This window comes from Actinacidiphila glaucinigra, assembly GCF_900188405.1.
In the GTDB taxonomy this organism is placed as follows: Bacteria; Actinomycetota; Actinomycetes; order Streptomycetales; family Streptomycetaceae; genus Actinacidiphila; species Actinacidiphila glaucinigra.
Genome location: NZ_FZOF01000016.1, coordinates 13273 through 27905 on the forward strand (window position 1 = coordinate 13273; position 14633 = coordinate 27905).

General features: G+C 71.4%; 10 protein-coding genes. 6 read left to right on the plus strand and 4 right to left on the minus strand.

All coding sequences use genetic code 11. The features are described from left to right. Window positions 1-33 precede the first annotated feature (33 nt). Both CHF15_RS27000 and CHF15_RS27005 read left to right on the plus strand, forming a co-directional pair. Window positions 34-762, plus strand: a complete 729-nt coding sequence (locus CHF15_RS27000) for an ABC transporter permease (protein ID WP_089226562.1) — start codon at window positions 34-36, stop codon at window positions 760-762. Between the two features lie 600 nt (window positions 763-1362). After that, window positions 1363-2781 (plus strand): OFA family MFS transporter, encoded by a 1419-nt coding sequence (locus CHF15_RS27005; RefSeq protein ID WP_179279977.1) that lies wholly within the window; start codon window positions 1363-1365, stop codon window positions 2779-2781. A 267-nt stretch (window positions 2782-3048) separates the two neighbouring features. On the opposite strand, the gene CHF15_RS27010 is transcribed toward CHF15_RS27005, so the two are convergent. From CHF15_RS27010 to CHF15_RS27020, 3 genes are all read right to left on the minus strand, one after another. Further along, window positions 3049-3744, minus strand: a complete 696-nt coding sequence (locus CHF15_RS27010; protein ID WP_089226476.1) for a GntR family transcriptional regulator — start codon at window positions 3742-3744, stop codon at window positions 3049-3051. A 202-nt stretch (window positions 3745-3946) separates the two neighbouring features. Continuing rightward, a complete protein-coding gene (gene pntB, locus CHF15_RS27015) occupies window positions 3947-5419 on the minus strand; it encodes a Re/Si-specific NAD(P)(+) transhydrogenase subunit beta (protein ID WP_089226477.1) in 1473 nt (490 codons plus the stop codon). Window positions 5420-5425: 6 nt separating this feature from the next. Further along, on the minus strand, window positions 5426-6970 hold the full coding sequence (locus CHF15_RS27020; protein WP_089226478.1) for a Re/Si-specific NAD(P)(+) transhydrogenase subunit alpha: 1545 nt from the start codon (window positions 6968-6970) through the stop codon (window positions 5426-5428). Window positions 6971-7298: 328 nt separating this feature from the next. Between CHF15_RS27020 and CHF15_RS27025 the strand changes: the two genes are divergently transcribed. Both CHF15_RS27025 and CHF15_RS27030 read left to right on the plus strand, forming a co-directional pair. Beyond that, window positions 7299-8273, plus strand: a complete 975-nt coding sequence (locus CHF15_RS27025) for a 2-dehydropantoate 2-reductase (RefSeq protein ID WP_089226479.1) — start codon at window positions 7299-7301, stop codon at window positions 8271-8273. A gap of 361 nt (window positions 8274-8634) precedes the next feature. Continuing rightward, entirely contained in the window at window positions 8635-9567 is a 933-nt protein-coding gene (locus CHF15_RS27030) for a LysR family transcriptional regulator (protein ID WP_089226480.1), read from the plus strand. On the opposite strand, the gene CHF15_RS27035 is transcribed toward CHF15_RS27030, so the two are convergent. After that, window positions 9560-11203, minus strand: coding sequence for a FadD7 family fatty acid--CoA ligase (locus CHF15_RS27035; protein ID WP_089226481.1), 1644 nt, complete (start codon window positions 11201-11203; stop codon window positions 9560-9562). The two genes, CHF15_RS27030 and CHF15_RS27035, sit on opposite strands and share 8 nt — an antisense overlap. A 258-nt stretch (window positions 11204-11461) precedes the next feature. On the opposite strand from CHF15_RS27035, the gene oxc reads away from it, so the two are divergent. Beyond that, complete coding sequence (gene oxc, locus CHF15_RS27040; RefSeq protein ID WP_089226482.1) at window positions 11462-13213, plus strand: oxalyl-CoA decarboxylase; 1752 nt, start codon at window positions 11462-11464, stop codon at window positions 13211-13213. An 89-nt stretch (window positions 13214-13302) separates the two neighbouring features. After that, on the plus strand, window positions 13303-14559 hold the full coding sequence (gene frc, locus CHF15_RS27045) for a formyl-CoA transferase (protein ID WP_089226483.1): 1257 nt from the start codon (window positions 13303-13305) through the stop codon (window positions 14557-14559). The last annotated feature ends 74 nt before the right edge of the window (window positions 14560-14633 follow it).

Here is a 14633-nt window from a genome sequence, read left to right on the forward strand (position 1 = left end):
CGGGGATCGTACGTCCTCGCCGACTGCTGGACCATGACCCGGCGCGAACTCGCCCACTGGGCCCGGCAGCCGGTCCAGGTGCTGGTCGGCCTCGTCTTCCCGGTGATGCTGCTGCTGATGTTCGGCTACCTCGTCGGCGGCGGTCGCGAGGTGACGGGCGACTACCTCGGCTATCTCGTGCCCGGCATGCTCGCCCTCACCATGGCCTTCGGCCTGGAGGGCACGATGCTCGCCGTCACCCAGGACCTCAACAAGGGCGTGATCGACCGCTTCCGCTCGATGCCGATGGCCAACGGCGCGGTCCTGGTCGGCCGTTCGGCCGCCGACATGCTCCAGTCGGCCGCCGGCCTCGTCGTCCTGATCGCCGTGGGCCACGCGCTCGGCTGGCGCACCCACGGCGGGGCCGCCGCCTTCCTCGGCGCCGTCGGCCTCCTGCTGCTGTTCCGCTTCGCGATGCTGTGGATCGGCATCCACCTGGCGCTGGTGGCGGGGAAGCCGGAACTGGTGCAGGCCGTGCAGATCCTGGTCTGGCCCCTCGGCTTCCTCTCCAACGCCTTCGCCGCCCCCGAGGCCATGCCCGGCTGGCTGGGCACGGCGGTGCAGTGGAACCCGATGTCCCAGACGGCGACGGCGGTACGCGAGCTGTTCGGCGGCCCCGGTGGCGAACCCGGTCACGTCTGGGCGGCCGTGGCCTGGCCGTTGGCCCTGCTGGCGGTCTTCCTGCCGCTGGCGGTACGGAGGTTCGGGCGGCTGAGCGCGTAGCGGTCCCAGTCCCGGGGCGGCCGGTCCGCCCCGGGACCGTCCGGCACCGGTTTTACGCGCTCGTGGTCTTCCTTGCCGGCCCTTTACCCGCGCGTCGCGCGTCCGGCCGCGGTGAGGCATCAGGTGCCGCAGGCAACCAATCGGCGGTCAGCCGGACTTACCTCTGTGACCAGGAGCAACGCGCCCTGGAGCGGCCGGAGTCGGCCGTCCGGGCGGGTGCGGAGCGGGCTCCACCGGTTGGTAATGCACTGGTCAATCTTCCCGTCATCCCCTGGACACTCCGATTCGACGGTCCATACCGTATGCAATCTCCAGTATGGAGAATCGCGCTGACCAGCTGAATGTTCGTTTCGACACCCCCTGAGCACGGCCGTTTCGGCGTGCCCGGGGTCGTACCACGTCGTACCACCGTGTCACCCGACTGCGCGCTGTCACGATCCGGGTCTGCCGCCCCGGACCGACCTCAGCTGCCCGGACGGCGTACCACCGGGCCCGGCCATGCCGGGCCGAGCCGCAGGGATGGTCCGCTCCACCCCTCCGCATGAAGAGAAGGGCCCAGGGGGCGCACGCCAGGTTCTTTTCACGCAAGGGAAGGCACCGATGTCAGTAACACCGCACGTGGTTCCCGGGCAGTACCGGGAGGTCAGCGACGCGAACGGCCGCGTCTACCGGGTCGGGGAGACCGACCGCTCCCTCCTGGGGAGGCCCCGGGCCTGGATGGTCTGGCTCCCCTGGATCGCGATGATGGGCGTCAGCGTCTACGAGTACGGCTACAGCTCCGCGGAGGCGGTGCTCGAGCACGCCCACGGATGGACCCTGACCGAGACGTTCTGGATCGCCAGCATCTGGGCCGTCTTCCAGGCGGGCGTCGCGTTCCCCGCGGGACGGCTGCGGGAGACCGGGGTCCTGCCGGCCAGGACGGCGATGCTCGCGGGAGCGGTCTTCTCCGGACTGGGCTTCCTGGCGCTCTCGCACCTGAGCAACCCCTACGTGGTGATCGCCGGTTACTCGGTGCTGGGCGGCACGGGCGCCGGCCTGGTCTACGCGACCTGCATCAACATGGTCGGCAAGTGGTACCCCGACAACAAGGGCGCCCGCACCGGGTTCGTCAACGGCGGCTTCGCCTACGGAACCCTGCCGCTCATCTTCGTCTTCAACTACTGGTTCCACCCGTCCAACTACAAGATGGTCCTCGACCTGATCGCGCTGGGCATGGTGCTGGTCGTCGCCTTCTGCGGCATGTTCTTCCGCGACCCGCCGAAGAGCTGGTGGCCGCACGACGTCGACCCGCTGAACCGGGGCGTCAGCGAGGACGCGCGGCGGGTGGCCAAGCGACTGGCCAAGAACCCGCCCGCCAAGGGCCAGTTCACCCCGATGGAGGCGATCAGGACGGGGCAGCTGCCGCTGATGTGGTTCGCCCTGGTCTGCATCGGCGGCGTGTCGCTGTTCGGCATCAACTTCCAGGTCCCGTTCGCCAAGAGCCTGGGCTTCGGCCCCCTGGTCGCGGCCTCCTCGGCGGGTGTGCTCGCCGTGGTCAACGGCGTCGGCCGGGCCATCGTGGGCTGGCTGTCTGACTACCTGGGCCGGCGTCAGACACTTGGCCTGGTCCTGGTGGTGGCGGGGCTGGCGCAGTTCGGCGTGCTGTGGTCGGGCCAGGCGCACAACGAACCCCTGTTCCTGATCTTCGCGTTCCTCAACGGTTTCGGCGGCGGGGCGTTCTACCCGCTGTTCGCCGCGCTCACGCCGGACTACTTCGGTGAGAACAACAACGCGCAGAACTACGGGCTGGTCTACAGCGCCAAGCTGGTCGGCGGTGTCGGCGGCGGCGGTGTGGCCGCCGGGGTGGTCGCCGCCTGGGGCTACGCCGGGGCGTACTACCTGGCCGGCGGCATCGCCTTCCTCTCCGCGCTGATCACGGTGTTCCTGCGGCAGCCCGGCGCCCCGCGCCGGAGCGGCGACGGGAGCCCGGTGGCCGAGGTGGGTGGCCGTACCCCCTCTCCCGCCGAGGCCACCACCTGACGGCTGCGGTACCGGGGCTCCGCGAGGAGCCCCCCACAGATCGTGCGCGGGCGATGTCGCCCGGCCCGGGGCGGCGGCAGTCCCGGACCGGGGGCCCGTGTCACGGAGGCGGGGCCGGCCGGTGGGGCGCGCCCCCTGCTCCGTCCGGCCCCGCCCGCCCCTCCTTCGCCGTGTCCTCCCGTTGATCCCGTTCCTCCCCCTCCCCCGAAGACGGTCCGGGTGCCCGCCCCAGGCACCCGGACCGTCGCCCGTTCCCGGCTGCGGGCCTCAGGCCCGCCCGGCGTCGACGGCGGCGGCGATCTGACGGCAGTAGAAGTCGGTGGTGTTCCGGGTGTGGCGGCGCATCAGTTCCTCGGAACGCTCCGCGTCGCCCAGTGCGATGGCCTCGATGATCGTGGCGTGCTCGTTCCAGGCGTCCCGGCCGCGGGGCCGGGCGATGGGCATGTAGTACCAGCGCACCCGCCGGTCGACCTGGAGGATCAGCTCGGCCAGGACCTGGTTGCGGGACAGTTCGGTGATGAAGCCGTGCAGCGCCGCGTTGGCCTCGACGATGCCGCGGGCGTCGTCCGCCGCGAGGGCGGTGATGCCCGCGTCCTGCAGTTCCCAGAGCCGGGCCACGTCCGTGTCCGTGGCGTGCAGCGCGGCGCCGTGCGCGGAGTGGGTCTCCAGCACGGCGCGCACGCTGAGCAGTTGGGTGGCCTCCTCCTGCGTGGGGGAGTGCACGAAGGCGCCCTGCGCCGGGCGCAGGTCGACCCAGCCGTCGGTCTGCAGGCGCTGCAGGGCCTCGCGCACCGGCTGGCGGCTGACGCCCAGGTGGTCGGCGAGTTCGGCCTCGACCAGGTGCTGTCCCGGTCTGAGGGTGCCGTTGATGATCAGTTCGATCAGGGCCTCGTAGACGGCCTGGCGCAATGGTGCCGGCCGGGTGACCCGGACGACGGCGGCCGCGGTACGTGTCTCGCGCATGAGCCCCCCTGTCGGCTGAGTTCTTTGCACAGTGCCAAGAATACAGATTTCGGTATGCAATGCAGTCGCAGGGTTGTACAAGGCTTTGTCGGAAATTGGCCGTCCGCGTGCGGATGTGCGCCGGCGTGGACGGCGGTGGCACAGCGGACGGGGCGGGGGAAGCCGTGCTTCCCCCGCCCCACCGCCGTGGGCGGAACAACTGTCAGGCAGGCGCGGGCTGCTGGTCGGTGCGCAGGCCCCGCGACGCCGCGGAACCGGGTTCCGGCGTGCTCAGCGAACGCAGGATGGCGTCCACGCTCTCCTTGGCGTCGCCGAAGAGCATGCGGCTGTTCTCGCGGAAGAACAGCGGGTTCTGCACCCCCGCGTACCCCGAGGACATGGACCGCTTGAAGACGACGACGTTCTCCGCCTCCCACACCCGCAGCACCGGCATGCCGGCGATCGGGCTGGTCGGGTCCTCCTCCGCCGCCGGGTTGACGGTGTCGTTGGCGCCGATGACCAGCACCACCGTGGTGTCGCCGAAGTCGTCGTTGATCTCGTCCATCTCGAGCACGACGTCGTACGGCACCCTCGCCTCGGCCAGCAGCACGTTCATGTGCCCGGGCAGCCGGCCGGCCACCGGGTGGACGCCGAAGCGCACCTGCACGCCGCGCCGCCGCAGTGCCTGGGTCAGCTCCGCCACCGGGTGCTGCGCCTGCGCCACCGCCATGCCGTAGCCGGGGGTGATGATCACCGACGTGGCGTTCTCCAGCAGTTCGGCCGTCTCGTCCGCGGAGGTCTCGCGGTGCTCGCCCTGCTCCACGTCGCCGCTCGACGGCGCCGGGGCGCCGAAGCCGCCGGCGATCACCGACAGGAAGGAACGGTTCATCGCCCGGCACATGACGTACGACAGGTAGGCGCCGGAGGAGCCGACCAGCGCGCCGGTGACGATGAGCAGGTTGTTGTTGAGCAGGAAGCCCGCCGCGGCCGCGGCCCAGCCGGAGTAGCTGTTGAGCATCGAGACGACGACCGGCATGTCGCCGCCGCCGATCGACACGACCAGGTGCCAGCCGAGCGCGAGCGCCAGGACGGTGACGGCGATCATCAGACCGAGGTCCGGGCTCACCGTGAACCACACCGTCAGGGCGACGAAGGCGACCAGCGCCCCCAGGTTGAGGGCGTTCTTCCCCGGCAGCGTCAGCGGGCGGGACTTGATCCGCGCCGACAGCTTCAGGAAGGCGACGATGGAGCCGGTGAAGGTGACCGCGCCGATGAAGATGCCGATGAACACCTCGGCGTGGTGGATGCCGAGAAGGTCGGGGGCGACGCGGGTCTGCGCGGCGCCGTGCGCCTCCACCTCGTAATAGCTGTTCCAGCCGACCAGCACCGCCGCCAGGCCCACAAGGCTGTGCAGGACGGCGATGAGCTCGGGCATCTGGGTCATCTCCACCCGGCGCGCCCGCCACAGGCCGACGGCGCCGCCGACGGCCGTGGCGGCGGCGATCAGCACGACGGTGCTGCCCGGGATGTCCTGCGCCGCGGCGACGACGGTGGCGACCAGCGCCAGCGCCATGCCGCCGATGCCGTACGCCACTCCGGCGCGGGAGGTGCGGTGTTGCGAGAGTCCGGCCAGGCTGAAGATGAACAGCAGCGCGGCGACGATGTCGGCGGCCTGTGCGGCCGTGGTTGCGTTCATCGATCCTCAGCCCTTCGAGAACATGCCGAGCATGCGGCGGGTGACGGCGAATCCTCCGAAGATGTTCACGGTGGTCAACATGATCGCCACGACCGACATCACGGTGACGGCCGGGCCGGCGTGGCCTATCTGCAGCAGGGCTCCGACCACCACGATCCCGGAGATGGCGTTGGTGACCGACATCAGCGGGGTGTGCAGGGCGTGGTGGACCTTTCCGATCACGTAGTAGCCGATGACGACGGCCAGCGCGAACACCGTGAAGTTGCCGATGAGCTGGGCCGGGGAGAAGGCGACGACGAGGAACATCGTGATCATGCACAGGCCGACGAGTCCGTAGCGGACGGCCGGCGTCAGGCGGGGCTCCTTGGGTGCGGGCGCGGTCGCCGCCGGAGCGGGGGTCTGCCCTGCGGGTGCCGCCGTCACCTGGACGGGCGGTGGCGGCCAGGTCTTCTCGCCGTCGCGCACCACGGTGACGGCCCGCTGCACGACGTCGTCGAAGTCGAGCGTCAGCCGCCCGTCCTTGCCGGGCGTCAGCAGCTTGAGCAGGTTGACGAGGTTGGTCCCGTACAACTGGGAGGCCTGCGCGGGCAGCCGGCCCGCCAGGTCGGTGTAGCCGATGATCGTCACGTCGTTGTCGGTGACGATGGCCTTCCCGCTGACCGTGCCCTCGACGTTGCCGCCCTGCGCGGCGGCCATGTCGACGATGACGCTGCCGGGCCTCATCGACGCCACGTCGGCCGCCGTGATCAGCCGGGGCGCCGGGCGGCCGGGGATCAGCGCGGTGGTGATGATGATGTCGACGTCCGCGGCCTGCTCGCTGTAGATCTCGGCGGCACGCCGGTCGTACTCCTCGGAGGTCGCCTTGGCGTAGCCGTCGGCGCTCGCCTCCTGGACCACCTCGACGGCGAGGAACTCCCCGCCCAGGGAGCGGACCTGGTCGGCGACCTCGGCCCGCGGGTCGGTGGCCCGTACCACCGCGCCGAGGCTGCCGGCCGCCCCGATCGCGGCGAGACCCGCCACGCCTGCGCCTGCCACCAGGACCTTCGCCGGCGGCACCTTGCCCGCCGCGGTGACCTGTCCGGTGAAGAAGCGCCCGAAGACATGGGCCGCCTCGATCACCGCCCGGTACCCGGCGATGTTCGCCATCGAGCTGAGCACGTCCATCGACTGCGCCCGGGAGATGCGCGGTACGGCGTCCAGCGCCAGCACGGTGATGGGCCGTGCCGTCAGTTCCTCGACGAGTTCGGGACTGTGGGCCGGAGCGATCAGCCCGATGAGGGTCGCTCCTTCGCGCAGCTTCCCGATCTCCTCGTGCGAGGGGGCGTTGACCTTGAGGACCACGTCCGCCTGCCAGGCGTCGCCGATCCGCGCGCCCGCTTCCGTGTAGGCCTCGTCGGGGAATCCGGAGGCGGCTCCGGCCTCCGATTCCACGACGACCTCGTAGCCGAGGCCGAGGAGCCGGCGGACGCTGTCCGGTGTGGCCGCCACCCGCGTCTCCCCGGCGGTGGACTCGGTGACGACACCGATCTGCTGAGGGGGTGAATCCGACATCGCTCTCCTTTTCCGTCGCTTCCGACCGATGTCACGGCTCGTCGGCCGAGCCGCCTTCGGCACTGCGTGTTCCCCGGCCTCATGGTGCGGCCGTGCGGGCCCGGGACCGCGTGTGCGGCGAAGCGTTCCCCTGCTTCGTGCTCGGTCAACCTGTCCGGAGCGGGTGTGACCCGGTTCATGACCCAGCGGGGCGCCGGAGACCTCTGACGCGGCGCCGGCCGGGATCCTGTCCGGTTCCGAGCGCGCGACTTTCGGTGATGGGGACTGTACATCCCCAGAGGGTACTGCATACAGTATTCATTCCCCCTTCGAATGGAGAGGAGTCGCCGTGAAAATCGCAGTCCTCGGAGCCGGTGCGATCGGCGCTTACGTGGGCGCGGCACTGCACCGTGGTGGCGCCGACGTGCACCTGATCGCCCGGGGTGAGCATCTTCAGGCGATACGGGCCGACGGAGTCCGGGTGAACAGCCCGCGCGGTGACTTCGTGGCCAAGCCGCACGCCACGGACGACCCGGAGGAGATCGGCCCCGTCGACTACGTCTTCCTGGGCCTGAAGGCACACTCCTACGCGAGCTCCGGGCCGCTGATCGCCCCGCTGCTCGGTGAGAAGACCGCGGTGGTGGCCGGTCAGAACGGCATCCCCTGGTGGTACTTCCACAAGCTGGCCGGCCCCTACGAGGGGCGGCGGATCGAGGCCGTCGACCCCGGCGGTGCCACCAGCGAGGTGCTGGCGCCCGAACGCGCCATCGGCTGCGTCGTCTACCCCGCGACGGTCATCGAGGCCCCCGGTGTCATCCGGCACCTGGAGGGCACCCGGTTCTCCATCGGCGAGCCGGGCGGCGGCGTGTCCGACCGGTGCACGGAGCTGAGCGAGGCCATGATCGCCGGCGGTCTCAAGTGCCCGGTGGAGCCGAACCTGCGCGATGACATCTGGATCAAGCTGATGGGCAACGTCGCGTTCAACCCGATCAGCGCCCTCACCAGGGCGACCATGGTCGACATCTGCAAGCACCCGCACACCCGGCGGCTGGTCACCCTGCTCATGGAGGAGACCCTCGACATCGCGGCCAGGGTCGGCAGCACCCCCGACATCTCGATCGAGAAGCGGCTTCGGGGCGCCGAGGGGGTGGGACACCACAAGACCTCGATGCTCCAGGACCTCGAGGCCGGCAAGCAGCTGGAACTCGACGCCATCGTGACGGCCGTCGTGGAGATGGCCGACATCTCCGGAGCCGAAGCCCCCAACCTGCGCGCCGTCCACGCCGCCACCGACCTGCTGGCACGCGGCGTCACCGCCGCCTAGGAGCGCCACCGCGCGGAAACCGGTTCCCGCCCGGCCCGGCCCGCGCTCACCCGTCCCGACAGACCCGCGGATCGCCGGCCCACCGCCGGACGGCCGCGGCACCACCTCCGGGGTCCGGTCCCGTCGCGGCGGCGACGGGACCGGGCTCCGGGCCGGGGCCCGCGCCGGCTTCGCGGGCACGAACGAGGGCCGCGATCCGGCTCGGTAGGCTTTGCCCGGTCACACCGCAACCAGCTCGTCCGCCGTCGGCCCTCCGGGGACGTTCGCCACCCCGGGAGCGTCGAACCGCCGGCACCGACGGCGTTGCGACTCCAGCAGGACGTGCCGGCGCGGCCGCGGCCCAGGCAGAGAGGAGTCGTTCATGCTGTTCCGTCAGCTGGAGTACTTCGTGGCGGTGGCCAGGGAGCGGCACTTCGCCCGGGCGGCGGAGTCCTGCTACGTCTCGCAGCCCGCGCTCTCGGCGGCGATAGCCAAGCTCGAGCGGGAGCTGAACGTCACACTGATCAACCGCGGCCACAACTACCAGGGCCTGACCCCCGAGGGCGAACGGCTGGTGGTCTGGGCCAAGCGGATCCTCGCCGAGCAGGAGGCCTTCAAGGCCGAGGTGGCGGCCGTCCAGTCGGGCATCACCGGCACCCTGCGGCTGGGCACCGAACCCACCGCGTCCACGACCCTGGTCCTGCCCGTCGCCGCGTTCTGCGCGGCGCACCCGCTGGCCAAGGTCCAGGTACGCTCCCGGCTGTCGACCACCGAACTCCACCGCCAGCTGCTCGCCTTCGAACTGGACGCCGCGATCGCGCACTTCGCCCCGCACGACCGCGAGAGCCTGCAGATGATGCCGCTGTACGAGGAGCGGTACATGCTCCTCGCCTCCAGCGACCAGCTGCTGCCGCACACCGACACCATGAAGTGGGCGGACGCGGCCACGCTGCCGCTCGCGCTGCTGACCCCCGACATGAGGATCCGGCAGGTCATCGACGACGCGTTCGCCGAGAGCGGGGTCGTGGTGACCCCGCAGGTCGAGACTGACTCGGTGGCCGCCCTGTACGCCAGCGTGGGCGCCGGCGCGTGCGCGAGCATCGTCCCGCACACCTGGCTGCGGGCGATGCCGCCGCTCGGCAGGATGCGGGCCGTCCGCCTGGTCGAGCCGGACGCCAGGGCGCGGGTGTCGGTCGCGATCCACGCCGCGACCCCGGGTTCGGTCGCCGCGCGGGCCTTCATGAACGCCGCCGCCGGGCTGTCGCTGGACGAGTTCTTCGACCAGCCGCTGCCGGCGGAGCACCGCGTCAGGTGAGCCCCGGCCACACGGGGTCCTGTGCGTACTGCAGGTCCACCGCGGCCCGGTCCAGCCCGCCCTTCGCCGTGTGCGGCAGCGAGGTGACGATCCGGATCCGGTCGGGGACCTCGAAGGGGGCCAGGCGGCCGCGGCAGTACCGCCGCACCTCCTCGGCCCCGGGCGCCTCCGATCCGGGCCCCTCGGCCGGGGAGAGGACCACGGCGGCGCCGACCCGCTGCCCGTACGTCGCGTCGGGCACGGCGAACACCGCGGCCTCGGCCACCCCGGGGCACCCGGCGAGGACGTCCTCGATGTGCTCGGGCGAGACCTTCTCGCCGCCGCGGATGATGACGTTCTTCAGGCGCCCGGTGAGGAACAGGTGGCCGTCCTCGTCGAGCGCGCCCAGGTCACCGGTGCGGAACCAGCCGTCGACGAAGCCGTACGCGGTCTCGCCCGGGTTGCCGAGGTAGCCGCGGGCCACCGTCGGCCCGTGCACCCACACCTCGCCCTCGCCACCGGGCGGGCACGGCTTCCCGTCCGGGTCCAGGACCCGCAGCTCGACACCGGCGGGCCGGCCGACCGAACCGTGCTTGAGCGGCCCGTGCTGCGGCAGCGGCTCGCTCGTCGCCTGGTGCGCGGACTCCGTCATGCCGTACGCCGACAGCAGCGGCGCGCCGAGGGTGCGCTCCAGCGCCCGCTGGGTGGCCGTGTTGAGGGGCGCGCTGGAGCTGCGCAGGAACCTCAGCGCCGGCACCGGCGGGCCCGCGAGGTCCGTCAGGTCCGTCGCCGCCCGGTCCAGGAGGATCTCGTGGATGGTGGGCACCGCGGTGAACCACGTGGCGCCCGCCGCGCGCATGTCGTCCCAGAAGGTGTGCGCCGAGAACCGTCCGCGTGCGGGCAGCAGTACGCAGCCCCCGCTCGCCAGCGTGGACAGCAGTGCGGCGAACAGCCCGTGCCCGTGGAAGAACGGCATCGCCGCGACGGTCGCGTCGTCCGGACCCAGCTCGTACACGGCGCACACGCCGCGGACGGAGGCGGCCACGGCGCCGTGCGTCAGCGGGACCATCTTCGCCCGGTCGGTGGTGCCCGCGGTGAACAGCACCAGCGCGTCCTGCGCGGTGAGTTCGCCGGCCGCGCCCCCCGCGTCGGCCGGCGCGCCCGCCCCCGTCCCCAGCGAGGCCGTCGCCGTCCCGGCGGGGGAGAGGTCCACCCGCAGCGTCCAGGCCGGCACACCGGGCCCCACGGCCGCCGGCGGGGTGCCGCCCGCGGTCGGGCCCAGCAGGACGGCCCGAACCCCCAGTGCCTCCAGCCCGGCCGTCATCCGCGGCTCGGGCAGCGCGGGGTCGACGGGGGCCACCACCAGCCCGGCGCGCGCTGCGCCCAGCAACGCCGCGACGAACTCGACGGTGTTGGCGCTGACCAGGCCCACCGCGTCCCCGGGGCGCAGCCCCGCGGCGGTCAGGCGCGCGGCCACCGCGTCGGCCAGCTCGTCCAGGGCGCGGTAGGAGACCCGCGCGCGGTCGGCGCCCGTGATCAGCGCCGGTGCCTGGGGACGTGCCCGGGCAGGCCGGTCCAGTAGATCGGTCAGGCCCGTCAGCGCGGGCGGCCGGTAACGGCCGGGGTCGCGCACGGATGCTGCGGCCGGAACGGCCATGGCCGCACCTCCTCGCGCCGGGAATGTCTGATGAACCGTCCCCAGCGAGACTGCGCGGGGCGCCGAGCACCCGTCCAATACGCACTGGCGAACGGTCGATAGCGGAGGTCTATCAACCCACCTCAACGCCCCTGTGGCGTGCGTCGATAAACGCCGTCTATCGGCTGTTCGCCGATAGGTCTTGGACGCGGGCGAGCGGGCTGCGGATGGTGAGAGCAGCAGCCGCACGCATGACTTGCCCAAGGAGGACCTCGGACCATGACCGCCCCCTCACCACTGGAGACCGCGGCGAACGCCGACGCACCGGCCGAGCTCACCGACGGGTACCACCTGGTCGTCGACGCGCTCAAGATGAACGACGTCGACACCATCTACGGGGTGGTCGGCATCCCGATCACGGATCTGGCACGGCTCGCCCAGGCGCAGGGCATCCGCTACGTCGGCTTCCGCCACGAGAGCAACGCCGGACACGCGGCCGCCGCGGCCGGCTACCTCACCAAGAAGGCGGGCATCTGCCTGACCGTATCGGCGCCCGGCTTCCTCAACGGACTGGTGGCCCTCGCGAACGCCACCACCAACTGCTTCCCGATGGTGCAGATCTCCGGCTCCAGCGAGCGCCACCTCGTCGACCTCAAGCAGGGCGACTACGAGGAGATGGACCAGCTCGCCGCCGCGCAGCCGTTCTGCAAGGCCGCGTACCGCATCAGCCGGGTCGAGGACATCGGCCGCGGTATCGCCCGCGCCCTGCGCACCGCAGTCTCCGGGCGCCCCGGCGGTGTCTATCTCGACATCCCCGCCGCGGTGCTCGGCTCCATCATGGACGCGGAGGAGGGCGCGAAGACCCTGAGCCGTCTCGTCGACCCCGCTCCGCGCCAGCTGCCCGCCCCCGAGTCCGTGGACCGGGCGATCGAGCTGCTGGCCGGTGCGCAGCGGCCGCTGATCGTCCTCGGCAAGGGCGCGGCGTACGCGCAGGCGGACGCGCAGATCCGCGAGTTCGTCGAGTCCACCGGGATTCCCTACGTGCCGATGTCGATGGCGAAGGGCCTGCTGCCCGACGACCACCCGCAGTCGGCGGCCACCGCCCGCTCGCTGGCGCTGAAGAAGGCAGACGTCGTGATGCTGGTCGGCGCCCGCCTGAACTGGCTGCTGAACCACGGCGAGGCACCGCAGTGGAACCCCGACGCGAAGTTCGTGCAGATCGACATCGAGGCGAAGGAGATGGACAGCAACCAGCCCATCGCCGCCCCGCTCGTCGGTGACATCGAGTCGGTCGTCGAGGCCCTCATCGAGCGCAGCAAGCCGGGCCAGATCGCGGCCCCCGCCGCCTGGCGCGAGGAGCTGGGGGCGCGCTCGGCGCAGAACGTCGCCAAGATGGCCGAGCGCCTGAAGGCCGACCCGCACCCGATGCAGTTCATGGGCGCTCTGAAGGCCGTGCGTGACGTCATCCGCGAGCGTCCCGAGGTCTACCTCGTCAACGAGGGCGCCAACGCCCTGGACATCGCGCGCAACGTCATCGACATGCACGTGCCGCGGCACCGCCTCGACAGCGGCACCTGGGGCGTCATGGGCATCGGCATGGGCTACGCGATCGCCGCCGCCGTCGAGAGCGGTCAGCCGGTCGTGGCCGTGGAGGGCGACAGCGCCTTCGGCTTCAGCGGGATGGAGATCGAGACGATCTGCCGCTACAAGCTGCCGGTTGTCACGGTCATCATGAACAACGGCGGCGTCTACCGCGGCGACGATGTCAACCTCTACGACGACGCCCCGTCGCCGACGACGCTGATGTCCGCGGCCCGCCACGACGTGATGTTCGAGGCGTTCGGCGGCAAGGGCTACCGCGCGACCACCCCCGCGGAGGTCACCGCCGCCCTCACCGAGGCGCTCGCCTCGGGCGGCCCCGCCCTCATCGACTGCGTGATCGACCCCTCGGCGGGCACCGAGAGCGGGCACATCGCCCACCTCAACCCCAAGGGCATCACCGTCGGCAACATCACGCCGGCCAAGAAGTGACCGCCCCGTAGGCGACGCACCGCACCCCGAAGCACCGTTCCCCAGCACTGCCCACCCGCGCACCGCGAACAGACAAGAAGGAAGCCACCATGAGTGAAAAGCCGCTCGCCGGGATCAAGGTGATCGACTTCACCGGGGTCCAGGCCGGCCCCGCGTGCACCCAGATGCTCGCCTGGTTCGGCGCCGACGTCATCAAGGTCGAGCGTCCCCAGGGCGGCGACGTGACCCGCAACCAGCTCCGCGACGACCCGGACCTGGACGCGCTGTACTTCACGATGCTCAACAGCAACAAGCGCTCGCTGGCGATCAACACCAAGACCCCCGAGGGCAAGGAGGTCATGGAGAAGCTGATCCGCGAGGCGGACATCCTGGTCGAGAACTTCGCGCCGGGCGCCATGGACCGCATGGGCCTGGGCTGGGAGCACATCCACGAGCTCAACCCGCGCCTGATCTTCGGCTCGGTCAAGGGCTTCAACGACGACTCGTCCTGGAACGACCTCAAGGTCTACGAGAACGTCGCCCAGGCCGCCGGTGGCGCCGCGTCCACCACCGGCTTCTGGGACGGCCCGCCGACCATCAGCGGCTCCGCCCTCGGCGACAGCAACACCGGCATGCACCTGATGATCGGCCTGCTCACGGCGATCATCCACCGCAACGCGACCGGTGTGGGCCAGAAGGTGTCGGTGTCCATGCAGGACGCCGTCCTCAACCTGACCCGCGTCAAGCTCCGCGACCAGCAGCGCCTGGAGAAGATCGGCTACCTGGAGGAGTACCCGCAGTACCCGAACGGCGAGTTCGGCGACGCGGTGCCCCGCGGCGGCAACGCCGGCGGCGGCGGCCAGCCGGGCTGGATCCTGAAGTGCAAGGGCTGGGAGACCGACCCCAACGCCTACATCTACTTCACGGTCCAGGAGCAGAACTGGAAGCGGACGGCCGAGGCCATCGGCCGGCCCGAGTGGGTCGAGGACCCGGAGTACACGACCGCCAGGGCGCGTCAGCCGCACATCTTCGAGATCTTCGCCGAGATCGAGAAGTGGCTGGCCGACAAGACCAAGTACGAGGCCGTCGACATCCTGCGCAAGTGGGAGGTGCCCTGCGCGCCCGTGCTCAGTATGAAGGAGCTCGCGGAGGACCCCGACATGCGCAAGAGCGGCACCATCGTCGAGGTCGAGCAGAAGGGCCGCGGCACCTACCTGACGGTCGGCAGCCCGATCAAGTTCTCCAACTTCAAGCCGGAGATCAAGGGCGCCCCGCTGCTCGGCGAGCACGGCAGCGAGGTCCTCGCGGACCTGGGCTACGACGCGAACGAGATCGTGGCCCTGCGCGACAAGCAGATCATCGTCTGATCGGGCCCTGACAGTCCCACGGGTGCTCCGCGCGATCCGTGCGCGCGGGGCATCCGTGCCGCTGTACGCGGGCC